Source organism: Phyllobacterium sp. 0TCS1.6A (assembly GCF_026420825.1).
Taxonomy (GTDB): Bacteria; Pseudomonadota; Alphaproteobacteria; order Rhizobiales; family Rhizobiaceae; genus Phyllobacterium.
Genome location: NZ_JAPMAB010000002.1, coordinates 355,230 through 373,996, shown reverse-complemented (window position 1 = coordinate 373,996; position 18,767 = coordinate 355,230). Strand labels below are relative to the sequence as shown.

Here is an 18,767-nt window from a genome sequence, read left to right as displayed (position 1 = left end):
AAGCGCTATGATCGCCTGAAATCAGGGGATCGGAGGGGATATTTTATGGTTTCCAGCAAGAATTCCGGCACAAAAGCAACAAAACAGGCAAAAGCCGGGATTGTTCAAAACAAGGTGGGACTGTTTTACGAACTGCTCTTTGCCCGCGCCCCCGAAGAAGATCTCGCCGTCTATGATGCCGATGCGCTGAAAGCCTCGGCCAAGCTCGCCGAAGAGGCACTCAGCAGGTTTGAGCCCGGCAAGTCGGTCATCGAATTTTCCGGGCCGGGCACCATCTCCCGTGACGGCAGGCCCGTGACCGTGGTGACGCTGATCAATGACAACATGCCGTTCCTGCTGGATTCGGTTCTTGGCGAAATCAGCGAGCGCGTCAGCTCGGTCTATCTCGTCCTGCATCCCGTCATGGAGATCGACCGCAAGAGCCGCAAGCTCATCGGCGGCGCCGGGCCGGAAGACCCGGGCGAGAACGTCATGCGCGTCAGCGTCATGCAGATTCATGTGCCGGCCGTGGATGCGCCGGTGCGCGAGATCATAACCGCCGCGCTGACGACGTTGCTGAAGCATGTGCGCGAAGCGGTGAGCGACCGCAAGGCCATGGTGGCGCGGCTCGACGATGCGATTGCCGCATATCGCAATGACAAGACCCCGTTCAAGAAGGGCGTGGCCGAGGAAGCCGCTGCCTTCCTCGAATGGCTGCGCAACAATAATTTCACGTTCCTCGGCGTGCGCGAATACGACTATCTCGGCGATGAGAGCACCGGGGAACTGGAGCGTTCCAGCAAGCCCGGTCTCGGCATTCTCGGCGATCCCGACGTTCGCGTGCTCAAGCGCGGCAATCAGGGCGTGACGACCACGCCGCAGATCATAGCCTTTCTCACCGGTCCCGAGCCGCTGATCGTTACCAAGGCCAATACCAAGTCGCTGGTGCACCGGCGCGGCTACATGGATTATATCGGCGTGAAGACCTTCGACCAGAACGGCAGGATCGCCGGCGAACTGCGTTTCGTCGGGCTCTTCACCTCCGGCGCCTATACGAGTTCGGTGCTGAAGATTCCCTATCTTCGCTCCAAGACCGAAAGCGTCATTGCCCGGCTCGGCTTCAACCGGGAGGATCATTCCGGCAAGGCGCTGATCAAGGTGCTCGAAGGCTATCCCCGCGACGACCTGTTCCAGATCGACGTGAAGACCCTTACCCGCAATGCCGAGACCATCCTCGCGCTGGGCGAGCGGCCGCGCGTGCGTGTCCTGCCGCGGATCGATCCCTTCGGACGCTTCGCCTCGATCATCGTGTTCGTGCCGCGCGAACGCTATGATTCCGTCGTGCGCGAGAAGATCGGCTCCTATTTCGCCTCGGTCTATGATGGCCACGTATCGGCCTATTACCCGGCCTTCCCGGAAGGCACGCTGACACGCGTCCACTTCATCATCGGCCATGCGGATAATGACTTTCCCAAGGTCAAGCGCGAGGTGCTGGAAGAAAATGTCCGCGCCATCGTCCGGACCTGGGAAGATGCCGTCGCCGAGGTCGGCGATCGCGCCGGAACGCCGGAATTCACGCCACTGGCCGCGGCCTTTCCGGATTCCTATCGCGAGAATTTCACGCCCGAAGACGCATTGCTCGATGCAAGCCGCATTGCCGGCCTGACCCGCAACAATCCGCTTTTCGTCGATTTCTACCGGCACCATTCGGATGGACCGAACGCCGCTTCGCTCAAGATCTATCATTATGGCGGCGCGGTCGCGCTGTCGCAGCGGGTTCCGCTGCTCGAACATATGGGCTTCCGGGTCATCAGCGAGCAGACTTTCGCGCTGCCGGCCGCCGATGGCAGCCCGCTTTTCGTGCACGACATGGAGCTTGTCAGCGCGTCGGGCGCAGCCATCGATCTTGCCGACAATGGCGATCTTTTCGAGGATGTGTTCCGCAACATCTGGGGCGGGACATCGGATAATGACGCCTATAACGGCCTGGCGCTGGCGGGCAAGCTCACCGCCCGCCAGATCATCATCCTGCGCGCCTACGGGCGTTACCTGCAGCAGGCAGGCATCCCCTATTCGCAGGATTTCATCGCCGGTACGCTCAACCGCTATCCGCAGATCGCCCGCCAGATCTATGATCTGTTCGAACTGAAGCTGGCGCCGGGCAAGGCCGGTGCCTCGACTGCCAAGCGGCGCCAGGCGGATATGCGCGCGCAGATAGAGCAGGCCCTCCAGACAGTGCCCAGCCTGGACGACGACCGGATATTGCGGCGTTTCCTCAATCTCATCGATGCGACGCTGCGCACCAATGCCTTCGCACCGGAAGAAGACGGTTCGGAGCGGCTATCCCTTGCCTTCAAGCTCGACCCCGGCGCGATCGACGAATTGCCGGCGCCGCGGCCCTATCGCGAGATATTCGTCTATGGCCCCGAGGTGGAAGGCGTGCATCTGCGCTTCGGCCCCGTGGCTCGCGGCGGGCTGCGCTGGTCCGACCGCGCCCAGGACTACCGCACGGAAGTGCTTGGGCTGGTGAAGGCGCAGCAGGTGAAGAACGCGGTGATCGTCCCGGTCGGCGCGAAAGGCGGGTTCTATCCGAAACAACTGCCGGTCGGAGGCGACCGCTCGGCCGTATTCGAGGCGGGAAGGGCTGCCTATATCACGTTCATCGCCACACTCCTGTCCGTCACCGACAATCTGCAGGGCGAAACCGTGGTGCCGCCGGACAATATCGTTCGGCTCGATGGCGACGATCCCTATTTCGTCGTGGCGGCCGACAAGGGCACCGCGACGTTCTCGGACACGGCGAACGCGATTAGCCAGGCGCATGATTTCTGGCTGGACGATGCTTTCGCTTCCGGTGGATCGGCGGGCTACGACCACAAGAAGATGGGCATCACCGCGCGCGGCGCCTGGGAGGCGGTGAAACGCCATTTCCGCGAGCTCGGGCGCGACATCCAGACCACGCCGTTCACCGCGGTGGGCGTCGGCGACATGTCCGGCGACGTCTTCGGCAATGGCATGCTGCTCTCGCCGCAGACGCGGCTGATCGCGGCGTTCGACCATCGCGATATCTTCATCGATCCGGAGCCGAACATCAAAGCCACGCTGAAGGAACGCCAGCGGCTGTTCAACCTGCCGCGTTCGAGCTGGCAGGATTTCGACAAGTCGAAAATATCGGCCGGCGGCGGCGTGTTTTCCCGGGCGCAGAAATCGATCACCCTGTCGCGGGAGGCTGCCAAGGCCATCGGCCTCGGCAAGACGACGGCGACGCCGCTGGAGATCATGACGGCCATTCTCAAGGCTCCCGTCGATCTGCTCTGGTTCGGCGGCATCGGCACCTATGTCCGCTCCTCGCTGGAAAACGATGCGGAAGTCGGCGACCGCGCCAATGACGCCATCCGTATCGCCGGCGCCGATATCGGCGCGAAGGTCGTGGGCGAGGGCGCCAATCTCGGCATGACGCAGAAGGCGCGCATCGAGTTCAACCTGCTCGGCGGGCGCTGCAATTCCGACGCCATCGACAATTCCGCCGGCGTCAATACCTCGGACGTCGAGGTCAATATCAAGATCGCTCTGGCCCAGGCCATGCGGTCCGGCAAACTGCAGCGCGATCGCCGCAACGCCATCCTCGAGGCGATGACCGAAGAGGTTGCAGGCCTCGTGCTTCGCAACAATTACCTGCAGACGCTGGCTCTGTCGCTCGCCCAGCGGCGCGGGCTTGCCGACCTTGCCTACCAGGCGCGTTTCATCAGCGATCTCGAGGCGCGCAAGCTCCTGAACCGCAAGGTCGAAACGCTGCCCGACGACAAGGCACTGGCGGAGCGCCAGATCGAGGGTATCCCGCTCACGCGTGCCGAGCTCGGCGTGCTGCTGGCCTATGCCAAGATCGTGCTGTCGGACCAGCTGCTGGCCAGCGACGTGCCGGACGATCCCTATCTCGAACGCGAATTGATGGACTATTTCCCGAAGCAGATGAAGGAACAGTTCGGCGACGAGCTGCGCGCGCATCGGCTGCGCCGGGAGATCATCGCGACGCAGCTCGCCAATGATGTCATCAATCGAGGCGGGCCGACCTTTGTCAGCCGCCTTTCCGATCTGACCGGCCAGTCGGGCCCCGAGATCGTCCGGGCCTATCTGATCGTCCGCGACGGTTACGAGGTCGACAAGCTCTTCGCAGCCATCGATGCGCTCGACAATGTGATGCCGGGCGATGTCCAGAACGGCCTCTACGAGAACGTGGCGCGGATGCTGAACTGGACGACCGCCTGGGTCCTGCGCAATCGTCGTGCCGCATCCATCGGCGATGCCGTCGAGGAAATCCGGGGCGCTCGCAAGGCCCTGCAGCCGCGGCTCGACAAGCTTCTGCCCGCCTCGGCGCTGGCTGCCATCCGCGAGGATACGCTCGGCAACGAAGCGCTCGGTACGCCGCAGGCACTGGCGGCGCAGATGGCAAGGCTCGAAATCGCGCCGATCATTCCGGATATCGCCGCCGTTGCGCAGCAGGCCAATGTCGACATCGGCAATGCGGCCAAGGCCTATTTCGACGTCTCGGAAGCCTTCCGCATCGGCCGCATCGAGGATGCCGCGCGGAATGTCTCCGTCGCCGATTACTATGACGGGCTGGCACTGGCGCGGGCCACCGATCTCATCAGCCAGGCGCGACGGGCGATAGCCGTCGCCGCGCTGACCCAGTTCGGGAAGAATGCCGCGCCAGCCGCCGAGTGGCTGGCAAGCCGTGGCGCGCGTATCGACGAAGTGCGCCAGCGCATGGCCAGCATCGTAGAGGCCGGGGACCTGACGGTATCGCGGCTTGCGGTCGCCGCCGGGCTTCTGTCAGACCTGTCGTAACGGCTTGGCAGTCGCCGCTGGTGCCAGGCACGAGCGGCGATCTGCCGGAAGGGCTAGTCTAGTGCCGGAAATGCCGCATGCCGGTGAAGACCATGGCGATATCATGCTCGTCGGCGGCAGCGATCACCTCATCGTCGCGCATCGATCCGCCGGGCTGGATCACCGCCGTCGCACCCGCGGCCACGGCCGAAAGCAGGCCGTCGGCGAACGGGAAGAAGGCGTCGGAAGCGACCACCGAACCCTTGGTCAGGGGTTGTGCATTTCCGGCGGCTTCCGCGGCATCCTCGGCTTTGCGCGCCGCTATGCGGGCGCTATCCACCCGGCTCATCTGGCCGGCGCCGATGCCGACGGCCGCGCCGTCCTTGACATAGACGATGGCGTTCGACTTCACATGTTTGGCGATGCGGAAAGCGAGCTTCAGATCCGCCATTTCGGCATCGGTCGGCGCGCGCCTGGTAACGACCTTGAGGTCGAGATCGTCGACCACGCCGCTATCGCGCGACTGCACGAGGATGCCGCCGGCAACCGTCTTGGCGCTGATCCCGCCCGCCCGCGGATCGGGCAGGCCGCCGGTCACCAGGAGGCGAAGGTTCTTCTTGGCCGCGACGATGGCCTGGGCTTCGGGCGTGGCATCCGGTGCGATGATGACCTCGGTGAAGATCTTGACGATCTCCTCGGCAGCCTCGGCATCCAGCGTGCGGTTCAAGGCGACGATGCCGCCAAAAGCCGAGACGGGGTCGCAGGCGAGCGCCTTGAGATAGGCCTGCCTCAGGTCCGAAGCCTCGGCCACGCCGCAGGGATTGGCATGTTTGATGATGGCGACCGCTGCGGTTCGTGCCGGATCGAATTCCGCGACGAGCTCGAAAGCCGCATCGGTATCGTTGATATTGTTGTAGGAAAGCTGCTTGCCCTGGAGCTGTTTTGCGGTGGCAACGCCCGGGCGCTTCTCCCCGGTGAGGTAGAAGCCGGCCGACTGGTGCGGGTTCTCGCCATAGCGCATCACCGAATGAAGATGGCCGCCAAGTGCGCGGCGCGAGGGCGTTTCGGTCATGAGCGCCTCGGCGAACCAGCCGGAGATGGCGGCATCATAGGTTGCGGTGCGGGCATAGGCCTTGGCCGCGAGGTGCTGGCGGAAGGAATAGGGCAGCGAGCCCTCATGCTTGTCCAGCATGGCGATGACCATGTCGTAATCGCCAGCCTCGGTGACGACGCCGACATAGGCATGGTTCTTGGCGGCAGCACGGATCATCGCCGGGCCGCCAATGTCGATGTTCTCGACGATATTGGCGTAATCGGCGCCCGAATGGCGGACTTCCTCGAAGGGGTAGAGGTTGATGACGACGAGATCGATGCCGCCGATGCCATGCGTCGCCATGGCCTGCCGATGTTCGGGATCGTCGCGAACGGCCAGAAGGCCGCCATGGACCTTCGGATGCAGCGTCTTGACGCGCCCATCCATGATCTCGGGAAAGTCGGTAATATCCGAGACGTCGATGACCGGGATGCCTTCGGCGGCGATGGCCTTCGACGTGCCGCCGGTCGAGAGGATTTCCACATCATGGCGGTGGAGTGCATGGGCGAGCGCGATGAGGCCGGTCTTGTCGGAAACGGAAAGAAGCGCCCGCTTTACTGGAAACAGGTCGGGAGCTGGAATTGATTTCGCGGCGACGGCCATGGATTCGTCCTCGGTTCATGCGGATTGGGGAAGGATGTGCAGCCGGTTAGCACAGGCTGCCGCGGAATCCTACCCTTTTGCTTCAGGTGCGTTTCTCGGTGAGGAAGATGCCGAGCAGGACGATGCCCATGGCTGCGCCCGCAAGCGCCGTGGTCCACCATCCGCCGTAGAAATAGGTGGCGGCAGCGATGGCAGAGCCGGTCGAGCCCAGCAGGAACACGATCGTCATGTAGACGGCATTGAGGCGGCCGCGGGCCTCGTCATTGAGCGAGAAGACGATGCGCTGGCTCAGTATCTGGTTCGTCTGCACCGCACTGTCGATGAAAATGGCCGCGAGCACCAGCGCGGCGATGGAAATCGCGGTGCCGGCCCAGCCGGCAATGACGAACCATATGGTCAGGGTCAGCATGGCGATCGCCGTTGCCTGGCGCGTATAGCCGCGATCGGCGAGCCGGCCGGCAATGGGCGCCGCCAGTGCGCCGGCGGCCCCGGCGAGGGCGAACAGGGCAATCTGGCGCTGGCCGTAGCCGAATTTCTCGGCCAGCAATAGCGGGATGCCGGTCCAGAACAGGTTGAAGCTGGCAAAGAACATTCCCTGATAGAGCGCGCGGCGGCGCAAGGCGGGCAATGTCACCAGAAGGTGCAGCATGGACCGCAGGATCGCGCCGTAGCTCGCGGCGCCGGTGGGCCGGCGCTTTGGCAGCGCGGCCCGCAGCAGGATCATCACTCCGAGCATCGCGGCGGCGGAGATCCAGAATATGGCGCGCCAGCCGAGCGCGGAGGCGATGAAATTGGCGATCGGCCGCGCCAGCATGATGCCCGTCAGCAGGCCGGCCATGACATTGCCGATAGCCCTGCCGCGACTGGCCGCCGGTGCGAGATGGGCGGCAAAAGGGACGAGGACCTGGGCACCGCAGGCGAAGAAACCGATGAGGAAGGAGCACAGCAGGAAACTCGTCGCCGATTGCGAAAACGCGGCGCCGAGCAGGCCTGCGGCGGTACCAAGCAGCGTTATCAGCACGAGGCGGCGATTCTCGACGAGATCGGCGAGCGAAACCAGGAACAGGAGTCCGGCGCCATAGCCGAGCTGCGTCACCGTCACGATGAAGCCGGCCATGCCGCCATGCAGGTCGAGATCGGAACTGATGAGGCCGATCAGCGCCTGCGCATAATAGATGTTGCCGACCATCGCGCCGCAGGCGAAAGCGAAGAGGAAGGTCAGTGCCGGCGAGAGGCCGGCAGCTTCCGGCAGCGGTTCAGCAGCCGTGACGGCGGGGGAGGACGTCTTTGATGAATATGCCATTATATCTCACTTGTTATCCTCCCTTGTTGCATCACACTAGCTGTTCAGATGCGGCGCGATCAATGAAAGGTCGGCCTCGGACAGCCGGTCCGACGCCGTCATGGCCTGGTGCCAGTAGGGGTAGATCAGCGGCAATTGGCTGACGTGGTCGAGATCGGCCCGTTCCTCCGGCGTCAGGATCACCTCGGCAGCCTTGAGATTGTCGGCGAGCTGGGCATCGGTGCGGGCGCCGACGATGACCGAGGTCACGCCGCGCCGGCCGATCAGCCAGGCGAGGGCGATCTGCGCCGCCGAGACGCCGCGATCCGCCGCGATGCGGACGAGCACGTCGATAATGTCGTAGAGGCGGTTCTCGTCGCGGATCGGCGGCTCCCCCCAATTGGCCAATTGCCGCGTGCCCTCCGGCGCCGCCTGGTCACGACGATACTTGCCGGACAGCAGGCCGCCCGCGAGCGGGCTCCAGACGAGAACGCCAAGCTTCTGGTCGAGCGTCGCCGGTATGAGTTCGTATTCCGCGTCGCGCGCCTCGAGGCTGTAATGGATCTGCTGGCTTATCGGCGCGATGAACTTTTCCATTGCCGCGACGCCCATCGCCTTCATCAGGTGCCAGGCGGAGAAATTGGAGACGCCGGCATAGCGCACCTTGCCGTCCCTGACGAGGCGATCGACGGCTTCCAGCGTCTCGTCCAGCGGTGTCAGGCCATCCCATTGATGCAATTGATACAGGTCGACATGGTCGGTGCCGAGCCGCTTCAGGCTGGCCTCGGCGGCGCGTATCAGATGATAGCGCGACAGACCAGCATCGTTCGGCGCGTCGCCCATGCGAAAACGCGCCTTGGTGGCGAGGATGACGGCATCCCGCTTGCCCTTCAGCGCCTGTCCGAGGATCTCCTCGGATGCACCATTGGAATAGACGTCGGCGGTGTCGAAAAGATTGATGCCGGCGTCGAGCGCCATGCCGACCTGACGCCGGGCGCCTTCGAGATCGGTGTCGCCGGTCTTCACGAATTTACCCTTGCCGCCGAAGGTCATGGTGCCGAGGCTCAAGGTGGAGACCATGAGGCCGGAACGGCCAAGTTGACGATATTCCATGAACCGGAACTCCCTGTTTTAGAGAATGACGCGATAAAGCCGATGGTGACGAGACAGAAATGCCAGCAGAGGTGCGGGCTGGCGGCATGCTAAACCGTCAGGCGGGAAATTGCCATGGCGCGATGTCAAACTTTGGTGATGAAGGCGCCGTTCAATTGTGCGCGCCGAGGCTGGTGCGCGTGAACTGCCATTCGATTTCCGGCCTGTTGGCGGCATTGACCGAGAGCGTTATCTGGCGGGTTTTCACCGGACCGCGGAACCCGGCGAAGAACAGCGAATCCTCGATGAAGGGCTGCACGGTGGAGGAAAACATCCAGACATCGTCGTTTTCCACCTGCAGGATGATCAGGCCGTGATCGTCGATCGATACGCTGACGGCGGGATGGAGATGAAACCGGATGACGATTTCCTCCGCGCCCGTCTGCCGCAACGGGTTGCGCCCGGCGGCGAAGAAGCTGTCGATGCCCTCGATGACGCTGCCATTGTGCGAAAGCACGATCTGGCGCTCGTGGAATATGCCGAAGGGGCGGACATAGCCATTGTGATTGGCGACGAAGCCGACGGCGCCGTCACGCTCGATCCGCTCCACATTGACCTTGGTCGGACCGGCGATGATCGGCGTGCCGATCATGGTGGCGAGGCCGGATGTCGTGCTGAAGCGGCAGGAGGAAGTGTCGTTCACGGTGGCGGTCGAATGCGCCGCGGTGGAGCGCGCCAGTGGCCTGAACTCTTCGGGGCCGTAGCGATCGACCCCGGCATTGACGATATAGCGGTTCCGGCCGGACGACATCTCGAATGACAGGCAGCCCGCATGCGCATCGCGCGACGCGGTGACGGGCGGAGCGAGGCCGGTATCGGCGATGATGGTGGTCGAATCCATCGACAGGCGCTCATAGCCGGAATGGGCCGCATGGACCAGCGGCAGGCCGCCGATGTCGTCATGGCGCAGCACGGCGATGACGCGTTCCGGCATGGTGGCGCCGACGCCGTTGAAAAGCGCCAGGTTTCCATCATGGTGGCGGAAAAATCGCAGGGCGGGCAGCATCCGCTCGATGGCCTCGATCAGCGCTTTCGGCGGTGGCTCGTTGCCGCTGGCATAGGTCTGCCGCAGCGGAAGCAGATCGGCGAGCAATTCGAGAATGGCCAGGGGATTGCGGGAAATATGCCCGCCATCGGGCAATATCTGCCTTGTCAGCTCGATTTCGAGGTTGCGGCGGGCCGAGCGGCTTGTGCTGGCGGCGACGGGAAGGGCAAGCGCGGCCAATGCGAGGGCAATGCGCGCGCGCAGCTTTTCCTCGCCATCGTCCATGACCGCCGCCATGGTGCGCAGATAGCGTACCTGCACGGCCAGCGAACGCATGAAGCGGCGATAGGAGCGCAGATCGGTGCCGGCGAGGATGAGGTTCGAGTGCTGCAGCCACGCTATGATGCGCTGCGCGGTGATTTCCGGCGCCCAGGCCACGCCGCCGATGGAGCGGCCATGCGTTATGATCCAGTCCCCGACCAGGGCGCGTGCATTCGCCGTCGCGAGTTCGGTGCCCGCCGCCCGCAAATGCCGCAGCCAGCCGAAATTGTGCAAGGCCGCCTGCCATGCGGCGTTCGGCGGTTCGACGAGGAAGGGCGACTTGCCGCCGGTCTCGACGACCCGGCCTGCCAGCGCGAATCGGCCATGGTAGAACTCTTCCGCCAGTTGCGGATCGGCGGGGCGGAGATCTTGCGGCGCTATCAGCACGCGTTCCGGCGTGAATCCGGTGAAACGCCAGCGATAGAGCGGGCCCATCCGCACGCGCCGGCGAAAGCGCCGCCACAGTTGCGCTGTGGCCAATCCCCACAATTGCGGTGTTTCGCTCAGAGCGACCATATCAATATTGCTTCATTTTCGTCGACAGGACGCATTTATGCGGCCGATTTGGTTAAGACTTTAGTATTTCCGACGAAAGCGTGCGGCGAAGAAGCCGTCCATGCCCGAAAAAGCGGGATCGTCATGGCGAAGATCGGCCGGCGTCGATCGCACGAAACCTTCCGCCGTGATGAGTTCGGACAGGCCGCCGACCTCCTCCGCCGTCACCGGTACATGCTCGATCGCCGGATTGGCGGCGAGGAGGTTGCGCGCCACATCCTCTCCTTCGAGCGGAGACAGCGAACAATTGGAAAATACGATGATGCCGCCCGGCCGAACGAGGGTAACCGCGTGGTCCAGAAGCTGGGCCTGCAACTTCGCCAGCTTGACGACGTCGTCGGCCGTCTTGGTCCATGGAACGTCGGGATGGCGGCGCACCGTGCCGGTGGACGAGCAGGGAGCGTCGAGCAACACGCCGTCGAGCAGCTCCGCCGGCCGGTAGTCGAGGAGATTGCTTTCCACCGTGTCGGCGCTCAGGCCGAGCCTGTCGAGGTTCGACCGCAGCCGCTTGAGCCGGTTGGCGGAAAGGTCGAGCGCGGTCACATGCGCGCCGGCATAGGCGAGCTGGGCTGTCTTGCCGCCCGGCGCGGCGCATAGATCGGCGATGCGCTTGCCTTCCATGTCGCCAAACAGCCTGGCCGGAAGGCTGGCGGCGGTGTCCTGCACCCACCATTCGCCCTCGGCAAAGCCGTCGAGCGCCGTGAGCGAACCCTGGAACACCGGAAGCCGGACCGAGCCTGTCGGCAGGGCCATGCCGCCCAGTCTTTGCGCAAGGGCCTCGCTGTCGCCCTTGACGGTCAGGTCTATCGGCGGCTCGACGCGCTGGATCTCGATAATGGCGGCGGCCTTGTCCGCGCCATAGGCATCGACCAGCATGCGCTCGAACCATTGCGGCACGTTCGGGGCGGAAGTGTTCGCAACGAGAATCTCCTTCTCCCGCGACAGGCGGCGGAGCACCGCATTGACCATCGAGGCGAAGCGGCGGTTGCGCGGGTCGAAATTGGAGGCGGTGACGGCGAGGTCCACGGCGGCGCGGTCGGGAACGTCGAGATAGAGGATCTGCGCCGCCGCCACATGCAGCAGCTGGCGCAGCCCGACGGCATTTTCGGGCAGCGGGCGATCCACCATGGCGGCGAGAGCGGCTTCGATCGTGCCGCGATTGCGCAGGGCGGCGCCGAGGATCGCCCTTACCAGCGACCTGTCGCGCTCCTCGAGCGCCATATATTGCGGATGACCATTGCCATTGTCGGTCAGCCCGTCGAGCGATGTGCGCTTTTCGATCACTGCGCCGAGAAGGCGAGCGGCGCATTGGCGCGCGGCCAGGCCCGGGCGATCCTCTGCGCCTGCATTCTCTCTCGACGAAAACGAACTGCGCTTGCTGCGATGCTGCTGCCTCATGCCCACGGGCCTTTGCGCCCGCCGCCGTCGCGCCCCCAGGGTGAGGGCCCGTCATCGGTCGCGTCGGGCGCAGGCGCTGCCGGCTGCGCGGGAGCCTGGCGGAATTCGGCGGCCATGGCCTGCAGCGCGGCGATGCGGTTCTCCGTGCTTGGATGCGTCGAAAAGAGATTGTCGGCGCCGCGACCGCTCAGGGGATTGATGATGAAGAGATGCGCCGATGCCGGATTGCGCTCCGCATCCTCGTTGACGATCTGGCCGGCGCCCCTTGCGATCTTGTTGAGCGCCGAGGCGAGCCACATGGGATTGCCGCAGATTTCCGCGCCGCGCCGGTCCGCGGCATATTCCCGGGTCCTGCTGACGGCCATCTGCACCAGCATGGCGGCGAAGGGGGCGACGATCATGGCGACAAGGATGCCGATGAAGCCGAGGGGATTGTTGTTTTCGCGGTTGCCGCCGAAGAACATGGCGAAATTGCCGAGCATCGATATGGCGCCGGCCAGCGTGGCGGTGATCGTCATCGTCAACGTATCGCGGTGCTCGACATGGGCGAGCTCATGGGCCATGACCGCGGCGACTTCCTGCGGGCTCAGCCTTTGCAAGAGGCCGGTGCTGGCGGCAACGGCGGCATTCTGCGGATTGCGGCCGGTCGCGAAAGCATTGGGCTGGTCGTTCTGTATGAGGTAGACCCGCGGCATGGGCAGGTTCGCCCGCGCGGCGAGATCGCGCACGATCGAATAATATTCCGGCGCGTTGCGCTCGTCCACTTCCACGGCATGGTGCATGCGCAGCACCATCTTGTCGGAATTCCAATAGCTGAAAATGTTCATGCCGGCCGCGATCACCAGCGCGATCATCATGCCGCTCGAACCGCCGATCAGAAAGCCCACTCCCATGAACAGAGCTGTCATGAAGGCAATCAGCATCGCTGTGCGCATCACATTCATGGCATAAATCCTTCCATCGCAGTTGAACTCACGGACAAATCGTTCCTTTTAATGTTGGTCCTGCGGTATATGATGGTGCTTCAGGTCGCAAGGTTCAATGAAGAGTATAGCATGAGTGCAACCAAACCAGATGATGCCCGGACAGGAGAAGCTGGCGCAGGAGAAGCCGAGAAAGGCAGATCTTTCGACAGGCTGCCGCCGGCTGCGCAACGCGCCCTGCGGGAAGCCGAGGCCAGGCGGGCGCGCGGCGAGGGCGAGGAGCCGGCCCGCCCGCGCGAGATCGGCGGCCGCGGCGGCAAGGACCCGGCCCGGTTCGGAGACTGGGAAATCAAGGGCCGGACCATCGATTTCTAGTCTGATCGATATGGCCGCAGCTCAGATGCTGCGTCTCAGCCAGCGCCCAAGCAGCAGGAACGATGCCGCGGCGAGGCCGCAAACCAGTCCGAGCCAGATGCCGGCGCCTTCCATGCCGAGCCAGAACCCGAACAGCAGCGATAGCGGCAGGCCGATGCCCCAATAGGCGATGGCCGCATAGATCATCGGCACCGTCGTATCGTGCAGGCCCCGCAGCATGCCGCTGGCGACTGCTTGTGCGCCGTCGAATATCTGGAACAGGGCGGCAAAGGCCAGGAAGCTGACCGCGAGGGCGACGACATCGGCATTGGCCGGATCATGGATGTCGATGAAGGCGCGGATCAGCGTGTGCGGCACGAGGATCATCAGCAGGGCGGTGATCACCATGAAACCGGTGCCGGCCGAGAACGCCACCCAGCCGGCGCGCTTGATGCCGTCGCTGTCCTGCGCCCCGAAGGCGCGGCCGACGCGGACGGTCGCGGCCTGGCCGACGCCCATGGGCACCATGAAGCTGATCGCGGCGATCTGGATGGCGATCGCATGGGCGGCAAGCGGATGCGGGCCGATCAGGCCCATGAGAAAGGCAGCGGCGTTGAAGATCGTCACTTCGAAGCTGAGGATGGCCGAAATCGGCAGGCCGAGCCGCAACAGCTGGAAATAACGGTGCCAGTCGGCGCGCCAGAAACGGCCGAAGAGGCGATAGCGCCGGAACTTCTTGTCCACGACGATGACGATGACGAGGCCGGCGAACAGCATGAAGGACGACAACGTCGTCGCGATGCCCGAACCGACGACGCCGAGCCTGGGAAAGCCGAAATTGCCGAAGATCAGGCACCAGTTCGCGAGCGCATTGAAGCCCACCGCGAGAATGCCGATGACCAGCGCCCAGCCGGGACGCTCCAGCGCGGCGATGAACGACCGCAATATGATGTAGAAGTAGAAGGGCAGCACCGCCCATTGCAGCGCGCGGACATAGGTGCCGGCCTGTTCGGCAAGCGCCGGGTCCTGTCCCAGGGCGCGCAGGATCGGCGCGGCGTTCCACAGAAGCAGCCAGATCGGGACCGATATCGTGACGGCGATCCACAGGCCCTGCCGGACGGTGCGGCGCAGTTCGCGCACGGTGAAGCGGTTGCGTCCGAGCTCGCGCGCCATCATCGGCGTCGTCGCATGCATGAGGCCAAGGCCGAAGATCATCGGCACATAATAGAGGTTGGTGCCGAGCGCCCCGGCCGCCAGCGCATCGGAGCCGATCCAGCCCAGCATCATCACGTCGGTCGCGGTCATGGCGACCTGGGCAAGATTCGTCAGGATCATAGGCCAGCCAAGCCGGAGCATAGCGACTATTTCATCGCGCCAAACCCGCCGCGACACGGCATCTTGAGCACTGAGCGAAACCATTTCTGAAACTTCCGAGGGCCTGCCTAACGAAAAGGCAATTTGCACTGATTAGAGGCATTGCCTCCTATCATTGATTCGACCGGGAAGCAAAGGGCTACAAGGGCCATCGGGGGCTTGCCATCGGGGCTTGGCATGCGGGGCGCCATGGGGCCCCGGGGGAGGGCGCCGCGGGGAGTCGAGAAACGGAAAGGGCCACCCCGAAGGGTGGCCCCGCAATTCCGTCTGGCACAAAGCAGTCTTTGGCCTTGCCCGGCAGGACCGGGCTGCTCACTCAAAGGAGAGACGATCCCCGATGGAAAGCATCAGACGCCTTGTGGCCGTTAGCGAAATCACGAGACATCGGATCACCTCCTTTTCGTTCGTTGAACACGATCTTAGAATGGTGCCATCCTGCCCGGGTTTCAAGGGAAAATATGCAAGCCGGCTCGCGGCGGCTTGCAAATCGGCGACTCCCGCCATAAAGCGGGTCCGATTGTCGCCGTTGAATTAATGGATTTTCACAAAGAGCACTCGCGCGGTGTTTGGAGGCAGGAATGGCAGCTGAGCACAGGGCAGCACGTATAATCCGTACGGCAGTGGATGTTATCCAGCCGCAATTCCCAGTTGAATTATGGGATGGCACGCGCCTCGGCGAGGATACGGACGGCGTGCGTTTCGTCGTGAACGACCCATCGGTCGTCAGGCAATTGGCGCTGCGGCCCAATATCGGAACGGTCGTCGAATTGTGGGTGTCCGGCCAGATCGACGTGCGCAACGGCACCTTGTTCGATCTCGTCGAGCGCGGTCCCAAGGGCAAGCTGAAGCACAGGCTGGACAAATTGCCGAAGTGGCAATTGCTCAAGGACATACCGGCGCTTCTCCTTGCCCGCGGCAAGAGCGCGGCTTCCGGCCTTGGCGGCAAGGACCCTTTCGTCAGCGGTTCGAACAAGGAGGCGATCACGCATCATTACGATGTGTCGAATGCCTTCTATCAGCTCTTCCTCGACGAGCGCATGGTCTATACCTGCGCGTATTTCACCGACTGGAACAACAGTATCGACCAGGCCCAGGCCGACAAGCTGGAGCTGATCTGCCGCAAGCTGCGCCTGAAGCCGGGCGAGCGCCTGCTGGATATCGGCTGCGGCTGGGGAGCGATGCTGATATACGCCGCCAAGCATTATGGCGTCGTCGGGACCGGCGTCTCGCTTTCCGAAGCGCAGACTGCTCTCGCCCGCGAGCGCATCAAGGCGGAAGGCCTCGAGGACAAGATCACCATCCACGTGAAGTCCTATGAGGAACTGGAAGGCCAGTTCGACAAGATCTCGTCGATAGGCATGTTCGAGGCCGTCGGCATCGCCCATTACGACACGTATTTCTCCAGCGTGCGCCGGCTGCTGAAGCCGGGCGGTCTCTATCTCCATCACGCCATCACCCGGCGCATGAAGCGCAACAAGAAGATGTTCAGCCGCAAGAGCGCCGAGCATCTCGCGCTGGTGAAATACATCTTTCCGGGCGGCGAGCTCGACCATCTCGGCATGACGATCGAAAATCTGGAAGGCCATGGCTTCGAGGTTCATGACGCCGAGAACCTGCGCGAGCATTACGGCAAGACCTGCCGCATCTGGGCGGACCGGCTCCATGCGCGCATGGATGAGGCGATCCGCGAAGTAGGCGCGCCCAAGGCCCGTCTCTGGCTGCTTTACCTGACCGGCTGCGCCCTTGCCTTCGAGCGCGGCACCGTCCAGATCAACCAGACCCTGGCTTCGAAGCGCAAGCGCGGCATTTCAGCCGTGCCGCAGACGCGGGCGGATCTTTATCGCTGAGTGAAAAGCGCCGCGTGCCAGCCACGGCACACGGGTCACGGTTTTCGGCGGGGCTTTCCGGTCAGCCCCGCTTGTTCTGGCGATTGGCGATGAGATCGTCGACGACTGCCGGATCGGCGAGGGTCGAGGTGTCGCCGAGCGCACCGAAATCGTCTTCCGCGATCTTGCGCAATATGCGCCGCATGATCTTGCCGGAGCGGGTCTTCGGCAGGCCGGGCGCGAACTGTATCTTGTCCGGCGTGGCGATGGGGCCGATCTCCTTGCGCACATGGGTGACGAGTTCCTTGCGCAGATCGTCATTGCCTTCCAGCCCGGCCATCAGGGTGACATAGCAATAGATGCCCTGGCCCTTGAGGTCGTGCGGATAGCCGACCACCGCTGCCTCCGACACCGTATCATGCGATACGAGCGCCGATTCGACCTCGGCGGTTCCCATGCGGTGGCCCGAGACGTTCAGCACGTCATCGACGCGGCCGGTGATCCAGTAATATCCGTCCTTGTCGCGGCGGCAGCCGTCGCCGGTGAAGTACTTGCCCTTGTAGGTGGAGAAGTAGGTTTCGACGAAGCGCTTGTGGTCGCCATAGACGGTGCGCATCTGGCCCGGCCAGGAATCGACGATGCACAGATTGCCGTCCGCGGCTCCCTCCAAGACATCGCCCTCATTGTCGACCAGCTGCGGCTGGACGCCGAAGAAGGGCCGCGTGGCCGAACCGGGCTTGAGCGCGGTCGCGCCCGGCAGCGGCGTGATCAGGATGCCGCCGGTTTCGGTCTGCCACCAGGTATCGACAATGGGCGAACGCTTGTCGCCGACGACCTGGTAGTACCATTCCCAGGCCTCGGGATTGATCGGCTCGCCGACGGAGCCGAGGACGCGCAGGGATTTGCGCGAGGTCTTCTTCACCGGTTCGTCGCCGGCGCTCATCAGGGCGCGGATTGCCGTCGGCGCCGTGTAGAAGATATTGACCTTGTGCTTGTCGATGACTTCCCAGAACCGCGAAACGGAGGGGTAGTTCGGCACGCCCTCGAACATCAGCGTCGTCGCGCCATTGGCGAGCGGCCCGTAGACGATATAGGAATGGCCGGTGACCCAGCCCACATCGGCCGTGCACCAGTAGATATCGCCGTCCTGATAGTCGAAGACATATTGATGCGTCATCGAGACATAGACGAGATAGCCGGCGGTCGTATGCAGGACGCCCTTGGGCTTTCCCGTCGAGCCGGACGTGTAGAGGATGAAAAGCGGGTCTTCCGCCTTCATCTTTTCCGGCTTGCAGTCCGGTTTAACCGTGCCGATCTCCTCGTGATACCAGAGATCGCGGCCATTGGCCCAGGTGGTCTTGCCGCCGGTGCGGCGCACCACGAGCACGTTCTTCACCATGACGTGATGCTTGGCGGCGATATCGATCGCCTTGTCGGTATTGTCCTTGAGCGGGATCGGCTTGCCGCCGCGCAGTCCCTCGTCGGCGGTTATGACGAATGTGGATTCGCAATCGATGATGCGGCCAGCCAGCGCATCGGGCGAGAAACCGCCGAAGACCACGGAATGAACCGCGCCGATACGGGCGCAGGCGAGCATGGCATAGGAGGCTTCCGGGATCATCGGCATGTAGATCGTCACCCGGTCGCCCTTCTTGACGCCATGCTTCTTCATGACGTTGGCGAGACGGCAGACCTGCTCATGGAGCTCGTTATAGGTGATCTTCTTGTCGATATAGGGATTGTCGCCTTCCCAGATGATCGCCACCTGGTCGCCGCGCTTCTTCAGGTGGCGGTCGATGCAATTATAGGAGACGTTGGTGACGCCGTCCTCATACCATTTGATGGAGACCTTGCCGGTGAAGGAAGTGTTCTTGACCTTGGTGTAGGGCTTGAACCAGTCGATCCGCTTGCCATGCTTGCCCCAGAACTTCTCCGGGTCCTTGACGCTCTGCTTGTACCAGCTGAGATAGGTATCATTGTCGATGAGCGCGTTTTTCTTCGCGCCGGCAAGCACGGGATAAACCTTCTCGGACATTCATTTCCTCCAACGATGCTGCGGGCCTCCACCCGGAAATCCTTTACCGCGGAAGGCGTGGCA

Annotated in this window: 11 protein-coding genes; 3 read left to right on the top strand and 8 right to left on the bottom strand. The window is 63.4% G+C overall.

Translation table 11 applies throughout. The features are described from left to right. Positions 1–45 precede the first annotated feature (45 nt). Positions 46–4,824: an NAD-glutamate dehydrogenase gene (locus OSJ75_RS05985; protein ID WP_267227244.1), complete on the top strand. Its 4,779-nt coding sequence runs from the start codon at positions 46–48 to the stop codon at positions 4,822–4,824. Between the two features lie 58 nt (positions 4,825–4,882). Here the strand turns inward: OSJ75_RS05985 and purH are convergent, their stop codons facing one another. From purH to htpX, 6 genes are all read right to left on the bottom strand, one after another. Next, on the bottom strand, positions 4,883–6,499 hold the full coding sequence (gene purH / locus OSJ75_RS05980; protein WP_267227243.1) for a bifunctional phosphoribosylaminoimidazolecarboxamide formyltransferase/IMP cyclohydrolase: 1,617 nt from the start codon (positions 6,497–6,499) through the stop codon (positions 4,883–4,885). Between the two features lie 82 nt (positions 6,500–6,581). Continuing rightward, positions 6,582–7,802 carry an MFS transporter gene (locus OSJ75_RS05975; RefSeq protein WP_250016758.1) on the bottom strand — a complete coding sequence of 407 codons (1,221 nt, stop codon included), beginning with the start codon at positions 7,800–7,802 and terminating at the stop codon, positions 6,582–6,584. Positions 7,803–7,838: 36 nt separating this feature from the next. Further along, on the bottom strand, positions 7,839–8,894 hold the full coding sequence (locus tag OSJ75_RS05970; RefSeq protein WP_267227242.1) for an aldo/keto reductase: 1,056 nt from the start codon (positions 8,892–8,894) through the stop codon (positions 7,839–7,841). A 151-nt stretch (positions 8,895–9,045) separates the two neighbouring features. Further along, positions 9,046–10,755: a heparinase II/III family protein gene (locus OSJ75_RS05965; protein ID WP_267227241.1), complete on the bottom strand. Its 1,710-nt coding sequence runs from the start codon at positions 10,753–10,755 to the stop codon at positions 9,046–9,048. Positions 10,756–10,815: 60 nt separating this feature from the next. Next, entirely contained in the window at positions 10,816–12,192 is a 1,377-nt protein-coding gene (locus tag OSJ75_RS05960) for an RsmB/NOP family class I SAM-dependent RNA methyltransferase (protein WP_267227240.1), read from the bottom strand. Beyond that, complete coding sequence (htpX, locus tag OSJ75_RS05955) at positions 12,189–13,136, bottom strand: zinc metalloprotease HtpX (protein WP_250016766.1); 948 nt, start codon at positions 13,134–13,136, stop codon at positions 12,189–12,191. Before htpX ends, OSJ75_RS05960 begins: the two co-directional genes overlap by 4 nt. Before the next feature lie 111 nt (positions 13,137–13,247). Between htpX and OSJ75_RS05950 the strand changes: the two genes are divergently transcribed. Then, positions 13,248–13,490: a DUF1674 domain-containing protein gene (locus tag OSJ75_RS05950; RefSeq protein WP_250016769.1), complete on the top strand. Its 243-nt coding sequence runs from the start codon at positions 13,248–13,250 to the stop codon at positions 13,488–13,490. Positions 13,491–13,511: 21 nt separating this feature from the next. On the opposite strand, the gene OSJ75_RS05945 is transcribed toward OSJ75_RS05950, so the two are convergent. Continuing rightward, positions 13,512–14,888, bottom strand: coding sequence for an MATE family efflux transporter (locus tag OSJ75_RS05945; protein WP_250016780.1), 1,377 nt, complete (start codon positions 14,886–14,888; stop codon positions 13,512–13,514). A gap of 533 nt (positions 14,889–15,421) precedes the next feature. Here OSJ75_RS05945 and OSJ75_RS05940 point away from each other — a divergent pair. After that, positions 15,422–16,690: an SAM-dependent methyltransferase gene (locus OSJ75_RS05940; protein WP_250016782.1), complete on the top strand. Its 1,269-nt coding sequence runs from the start codon at positions 15,422–15,424 to the stop codon at positions 16,688–16,690. A gap of 61 nt (positions 16,691–16,751) precedes the next feature. Here the strand turns inward: OSJ75_RS05940 and acs are convergent, their stop codons facing one another. After that, on the bottom strand, positions 16,752–18,704 hold the full coding sequence (gene acs / locus OSJ75_RS05935; RefSeq protein WP_250016784.1) for an acetate--CoA ligase: 1,953 nt from the start codon (positions 18,702–18,704) through the stop codon (positions 16,752–16,754). Positions 18,705–18,767 lie beyond the last annotated feature (63 nt).

Coding starts and splice junctions, on each gene's coding strand:
- OSJ75_RS05985 (WP_267227244.1), top strand. CDS start 46: ATGGTTTCCAGCAAGAATTCCGGCACAAAAGCAACAAAACAGGCAAAA.
- purH (WP_267227243.1), bottom strand. CDS start 6,499: ATGGCCGTCGCCGCGAAATCAATTCCAGCTCCCGACCTGTTTCCAGTA.
- OSJ75_RS05975 (WP_250016758.1), bottom strand. CDS start 7,802: ATGGCATATTCATCAAAGACGTCCTCCCCCGCCGTCACGGCTGCTGAA.
- OSJ75_RS05970 (WP_267227242.1), bottom strand. CDS start 8,894: ATGGAATATCGTCAACTTGGCCGTTCCGGCCTCATGGTCTCCACCTTG.
- OSJ75_RS05965 (WP_267227241.1), bottom strand. CDS start 10,755: ATGGTCGCTCTGAGCGAAACACCGCAATTGTGGGGATTGGCCACAGCG.
- OSJ75_RS05960 (WP_267227240.1), bottom strand. CDS start 12,192: ATGAGGCAGCAGCATCGCAGCAAGCGCAGTTCGTTTTCGTCGAGAGAG.
- htpX (WP_250016766.1), bottom strand. CDS start 13,136: ATGAATGTGATGCGCACAGCGATGCTGATTGCCTTCATGACAGCTCTG.
- OSJ75_RS05950 (WP_250016769.1), top strand. CDS start 13,248: ATGAGTGCAACCAAACCAGATGATGCCCGGACAGGAGAAGCTGGCGCA.
- OSJ75_RS05945 (WP_250016780.1), bottom strand. CDS start 14,888: ATGGTTTCGCTCAGTGCTCAAGATGCCGTGTCGCGGCGGGTTTGGCGC.
- OSJ75_RS05940 (WP_250016782.1), top strand. CDS start 15,422: ATGGCAGCTGAGCACAGGGCAGCACGTATAATCCGTACGGCAGTGGAT.
- acs (WP_250016784.1), bottom strand. CDS start 18,704: ATGTCCGAGAAGGTTTATCCCGTGCTTGCCGGCGCGAAGAAAAACGCG.